Raw genomic sequence first — 6,567 nt, forward strand, 5'->3', positions numbered from 1 at the left:
ATWWAAATATTAAATTTTTAAATAAAAGACATAATTAATTAAAATTATAATTTGCTATTAGTATCTTTTTAAAAATATTTACAATTATTTTAATAGGTTATGCAAGAAGTCTATTACTCCAATTTTAGGATACGCAGCAACAAGCGGATGACGTGCTTCTGGTAAAACTCCTTGGTCAATTTTTCCTAATACTTTTTCAGCATCCGAATAAGGATCTCCCGTGGTATGACTATTATACGGGTCTGATTTATATTTTATAAATTTACCTGGTTTGTGTTTTTTATCATCTCAAGGAACAATTAATCCCCCTTCAACTGTATAACCATTGATTTCTCAACAATCAGGAATGCCATCATCATCACTATCTAACGCATGCTCACAATCACTGTTAAGGCAAGAACTTTGTTGCTTAATATTATCAATATCTGTATTTTTTTCCATAATATTTACTTCTCCTTTTCATTCTTTGCTTTATTATTTAAAATTTTTTATCTTCTTGTGCTAAAGAAATCTCAACTTTAATACTTTCTTTACCTGTGGTTTTATCTTTAACAATAAGGAAGTTATGATAACGAAAGGTATAACCACGATTTAACAATAATTCATTTTGACCATAATACTTACTAATTTCATCAACATAAATTGCTTTTGTTCCTTTTGGTAAACTAATTCTTAATAAAATTGGATAACGCTCCCCAGAATATGATTTATGAGGGTCTTTTGATAAAGACGTACTTAAAAAACTATGTTGCGTAAATTTTTTACCAGTATAGTCTTGCCGAATTTTCGTAAATAAATCACGATTAATTTTATTATTTGCATCACGTAAATTAAGATCATGGTCTGAAAATTGATAGCCACTAACCCGACGAAAAACAACTAATTTTTCATTTGTTTTTGCTTTTTGAAATGATTTATCTAATTTTAAAATTTTATCATTAACTTTCTTTAAATCATTTTTTGTAAATTTAAGTTCAGCTGGAATAGCTTCAATATTATGATATATTTTTCCATTTGTCTTTCGTAAATATTCATTAATTGGTTCATAATGACTTCCGGTATATTGTTCCAAATACTCCTTGAATTCCTTTTTCTCATTTTTTGTTAATTTATTTTCTCAATCATTATATAATTGTCTTCCGCCATTCCTTGCTTCTTCATGTCTGTCTTTATAGTGGCGTCGATTTTTATTAAATTTTTTATTGAAAGGTTGCTTTAATCGTCCTCACGCTGGCACATAAAAAATAAACTCTTCAAATATCATTGCAATTCTTCCTCCACTTTATAATTAAATTATCTCTTAAAAGTAACAAAAAAAGCACGAAAATGCTTTTAACAAATTATTTGCAGATAAAAATAAACAATAATAAAAAATTGTAATAATTATGTTCCAATAATTTTATTCATTTCATCTTTTATTGCTAAACTGATATTGCCAAATGGCAAAATAACAGTTTGGGCAACAATATCAATATTTTTTAATTTAAATTTAGTTTTTAACAAAACCAAATCAACTTCGTCTAAATCTTTTACTGTTACTCGCAACCGAGTTAAGGTTGCTTTAACCATTGTAATATTTGTTTTTGTTCCTAAAATATTAATTAAATCATTAATAGAAAAAGAAAGCACTTGTTTTGGAACAAGAATTTTTTGAAAATTAAAAATCTTTTTCCGAAAAATCATCATTAAAATAAACAACAGCATTAAAATCATTGCCACAACAATGATAATAATATATTCAGTTTGCATTATTAATCATCTCCTCTGTTATCATTGCAATGAGCAAATAATAACTTCATCTTTGCAATTAGACTCAAATCATTTTTTTTATCATAGCATAAGTTCAATGTTTTTTGACTAATTTTTAACTCTACATCGGAACTTAAAATTTCTGATTCATAAGTATCAATCACTAAACTTTTTCCTTTCAACTCACCATTTAACCTTATTATTTGATCTTGGTCTAAAATAATTGAAGCGTTAATTGTGGAAAAAGTTGAATTTGCCACCGGAGCAATTTCTTTTAATTGCCATAGAGTGGAAATATTAGATGCAATAATGGAACCATTAATTGCTCGCATATAACCTGTTGAACCAGTTTTAGTTGCAAAAACAAGTCCACTTCCCCGGAAATGCTCCAATAAATCATTATTAACATAAATGTCAGTACGAATTATTTTAACATGGTCAACAACTTTTGCTTCATTTAATCCATAGCGAATAAGATTACCATTATATTTAATTTCTAATAATGGCATTTGGCGAATATGAACTTTATTATTAATAATTGCTTTAATTGCTTTAGGATAAGTATTTTCATCATAGTTGGCATAAAATCCTAATGAACCAGATTTAATTACAATAAAAAAAACTTTATCAATAATATTTTGAAATTTATTAACCGCTCTTAATAAAGTTCCATCCCCACCAATGATAAAAACATACTGTGGGTTACTAAGATCTTCTTTTAATTGATTTTCTTGTAAAAGTTTACTAATTTTATTAACTAACTGTGTTGATTCTTGATAATCATTTGCAATAATTGCATATTTAACGATTGTTCTCGCCACCTTTTTTTCATTTAGTTATATTATACCTTTATTTTAAATTGAAAACTTAATTAAATAAAAAATAGTTAGCTTTGCTAACTATGATTCTTATTGCGAATTGTTAATAATTCAATATCAGTAAATTTTAATAAATTAGTTTGATTAAGATGATAATGAATTTTATTATCTGATCAAAAAATATATTTAAAAGTAAAAGTAATGTAAGTTAATCCTTCTTTAGTATGAAATTTATTACATACGCCGCGAGGAACAGATTCTAATTTTTTTGTTTTTTTATCATTGTAAATTGTACTATGAAGTGTAGCACTTTATAAACTGTAAAATCAAGCTTTTTAAATTTGTAAAGATTTTTTATAAAAATTAAAGCAAAAATATCTTTTATTTTATGGCTTATTTTAGTTAATTAATTACTAAAATAACTATTAAGCTTAAAAATAAGGTTTTCATTCATATAAAAAGTGCTACATTTGCATTTACAATTTACACATATAAAAACTTTGTGGTAGATAAAATAATAAAATATGGGTTAATGAAACAATTACAATTCCTAAGAAAAACATTGGTAATCAAGTAAATGGCCACATATATTTTGCACCAAAAAAGTTTGTATTTCAACCACCAACATTAAAACCACCATTGTTCCATGGTTCACCGTTACTTGGCCCCACAAATAATTGGTTTGTTTTAAAAATTCAGTCTCAAATTACTGCAATAATAGAAAATAATGTTAATCATAATAACTGTCATTTAAATAATAAACTACTATAAGGCTTTCCAACTAAACCATATTTATAAACATATAAATAAGCAAAAATAATTAATGTATGAAGAATAAAGTAATTATAGTAAAAGAAATTATCTAAACTTCAATAACCATTAACCGGCGTTATAATTGCTAAAATTGGTAAAACAATTGCTGAAGGAGCAACAACTTCAAAAAATTTTCGACTAGGAAAAATTAAAATAAAGCCCGATAATAACTGGTGTAAACTACATAAGTGTAATGGCATAACTTCACTTAAACCACGAATTTGCGAAGGTCCCACCGGTCCTCAAATTCACTCTGTTTTTAAAACAACTGCTAAATAAGCTACTCAAATCACATATGTTAAGAAATAAGTTATAATTTGATAAATCCCGATTGAAATCCGAAACCATTGTCAATTAACAGTTTTTGCATAATACTTTCTGCAAACAAATAATGAACCAATAATTAAAACAAAAATACTAATGCCAACTAATTGAAAGACATAATTATGACCTTTAAAAAATCACTGGTCAGTTCAATCAGCCCCTGGCAGATATGAACCTGCTGGGTCAAAAAAACCTCATGGTCCATTGCTAGAACGAACAAATTGCATTACTTTTCTCCTTTGATTAAATAATTAATATCTTTTCTATTTATTTTATAACAAAATTAACAATTTTATTTTTAATAATAATTTCTTTAATAATCTCATGCTTATCTAAAAAGGTTTGAACATTGCTATTAGCTTTAGCCAAAGCTGATAATTCTTCTTCTGATGTATCAAGTGGTACTTCTAATTTAGCACGTAATTTACCATTAACTTGAACTGCAATTATAACCTCATTTTTTTGTAAATATTTTTCATCATATGTTGGCCATGTTGACAATGCAACTGATGATGGTTGATTTAATTTTGTTCAAATTTCTTCTGCTAAATGTGGAACAAACAAACTTAACATTTTAGTAAACCCTTCAAAATACGGTTGATAAATTGGACCTTTTATTTTATAACAAGCATTAATAAAGACCATTAGTTGTGAAATTGCTGTATTAAAACTTAATTTTTCTAACATTTCTGTGCTGTTTTTAACTATTCTATGATAAACAAAATCTAACTCATGATTATTATCTTGCGAAAAATTATTATTTTTAATAAGACGATAAACGCGATCTAATCATTTTCGTGCTGAATCTAAGCCATTTGGATTTCAAGGCAATGATGCTTCAATTGGTCCCATAAACATTTCATATAAACGTAATGTATCAGCCCCATGTGATTTAATAATATCATCAGGATTAATCACATTTCCTTTTGATTTACTCATTTTTGAACCATCTGTCCCTAAAATCATTCCTTGATTAACTAATTTATAAAATGGTTCAGAAGTTGGAACTAATTTTTGGTCATATAAAAATTTATGTCAAAAACGTGAATATAATAAATGCAAAACAGCATGTTCTTGGCCACCAACATATAAATCAACTGGCAATCATTTTTTTAACAAAGCTTGTGCTTTAGCACTACGTAAGTCTAACAGTTGCTTATCTTCCATTAAAATATAAGCTAAATAATATCAACAACTACCCGCTCATTGCGGCATCGTATTAGTTTCTCGGCGTCCTTTTTTTCCAGTACTGTCAATAACAGTTAATCATTCTGTGACATTAGCTAATGGTGATTCTCCCGTTTGTGATGGTTTAATATTTGTCATTTTTGGTAATTCTAACGGTAATTCTGTTTCATCAACTAAACTAATTGAACCGTCTTCTCAATGAATAATTGGAAAAGGTTCTCCTCAATATCGTTGACGAGAAAATAACCAATCACGAAGTTTATAAGTAGTTTTAACTTTCGCTTTTCCAGCTGCTGTTAAAACATCAATTGCTTTTTTTGTTGCTTCTTCTGTCATTAAACCATTCAAAAAATCAGAATTAATATGTTTATCATCTTTATTATGTAATTTATTATGATGTTCTCCTTCAATAACATAACTAATTGGTAAATGATATTTTAAAGCAAATAAATAATCCCGTTCATCATGACCTGGCACAGCCATCACAGCACCAGTTGCATAAAATGGTAACACATAATCAGCAATTCAAATTGGAATAAGCTTTTCATTAATTGGATTAATAGCATAACTACCAATAAACATTCCATTTTTTTCTTTACTAATATCTTGCCGATCTAAGTCAGTTTTTGCTTTTGTTGCTGCTAAAAATTTTGTAACAGCAGTTTCATATTCAGGTGTTGTTAATTTTGAGACTAATGGATGCTCAGGTGCTAAAACAAGATACTCAACACCAAAAATTGTATCAGCACGGGTTGTAAAAACATTAATAATTTCTGGATTATTTTGGACCGCAAACTTAATTTCAGCACCAACTGATTTTCCAATTCAATTTCGTTGTAACTCTTTAACTGATTCTGGCCAATCAACTTCATCTAATCCTGCTAATAATTTTTCTGCATAGGCAGTAATTTTTAAAACCCATTGTCGCATTGGTTTTTTAAAAACTGGAAAATGTCCACGTTCAGAAACCATTTTTCCATTAATATTTAAGACTTCTTCATTAGCTAAGACTGTGCCTAATTCAGAACATCAATTAACATCAACATCACGCATCTCAGCTAATCCATTTTGATATAATAATTCAAAAATTAATTGTGTTGTTTTAAAAAACTCTGGTGAAGAAGTATTAACTTCTTTTTCATAGTCATAACTAAAGCCAAGTGCTTTTAATTGGTTACGAAAATTAGCAATGTTTTGCAAAGTAAATTCTGCTGAATCATTCCCTGTTTGTAAAGCATATTGTTCAGCTGGTAAACCAAATGCATCTCAACCAATTGGATGCAAAACATCATAACCTTGCAATTTTCGCATACGACTAATTACATCAGTTGCAACATATCCTTTTGGATGTCCAACATGTAAACCTGCTCCTGATGGGTATGGAAACATATCTAAAATATAAGCTTTTTGCTCTGAATTATTTGTTGTTTTAAAAGTTTGATGTTCTTCTCAATATTGTTGTCATTTTTGTTCAATTGCTTTATGCGAAAATTCCATCTTTATTACCCTTTCTAAATTTTTATCTTTTTAATTATAACATTGTTCCAAAATTTGTTAGTAATTTAAGCACTTTAATTTTGTCGAAAACTCTTGATATTTATAAAATATACCTAAAATTAGGTATATTTTTAATATATGGAGGTAAATAATTAATGAAAAAAATAATTACAGAATT

The 6,567-nt window shown here is 27.5% G+C and carries 6 protein-coding genes; all 6 read right to left on the minus strand.

Translation table 4 applies throughout. The annotated features are described in order from the left end of the window. Positions 1-84: 84 nt before the first annotated feature. The 6 genes from EHV01_RS02180 to leuS all read right to left on the minus strand — a co-directional run bounded on the left by EHV01_RS02180 (position 85) and on the right by leuS (position 6,389). A complete protein-coding gene (locus EHV01_RS02180; protein WP_422066013.1) occupies positions 85-441 on the minus strand; it encodes a binary toxin-like calcium binding domain-containing protein in 357 nt (118 codons plus the stop codon). Positions 442-478: 37 nt separating this feature from the next. Then, positions 479-1,264, minus strand: a complete 786-nt coding sequence (locus tag EHV01_RS02185) for an ADP-ribosyltransferase (RefSeq protein WP_422066014.1) — start codon at positions 1,262-1,264, stop codon at positions 479-481. A 119-nt stretch (positions 1,265-1,383) separates the two neighbouring features. Next, entirely contained in the window at positions 1,384-1,749 is a 366-nt protein-coding gene (locus EHV01_RS02190) for a PTS transporter subunit EIIB (protein WP_400248842.1), read from the minus strand. Positions 1,750-1,751: 2 nt separating this feature from the next. After that, positions 1,752-2,570, minus strand: a complete 819-nt coding sequence (locus EHV01_RS02195) for an NAD(+)/NADH kinase (protein ID WP_422066015.1) — start codon at positions 2,568-2,570, stop codon at positions 1,752-1,754. Positions 2,571-3,043: 473 nt separating this feature from the next. Further along, on the minus strand, positions 3,044-3,931 hold the full coding sequence (locus EHV01_RS02200) for a hypothetical protein (RefSeq protein WP_422066016.1): 888 nt from the start codon (positions 3,929-3,931) through the stop codon (positions 3,044-3,046). A gap of 40 nt (positions 3,932-3,971) precedes the next feature. Further along, positions 3,972-6,389, minus strand: coding sequence for a leucine--tRNA ligase (leuS, locus tag EHV01_RS02205; RefSeq protein WP_422066017.1), 2,418 nt, complete (start codon positions 6,387-6,389; stop codon positions 3,972-3,974). Positions 6,390-6,567 lie beyond the last annotated feature (178 nt).

It is taken from the genome of Spiroplasma sp. hy2, from assembly GCF_044714365.1.
Classification (GTDB): domain Bacteria; phylum Bacillota_I; class Bacilli_A; order Mycoplasmatales; family Mycoplasmataceae; genus Spiroplasma; species Spiroplasma phoeniceum.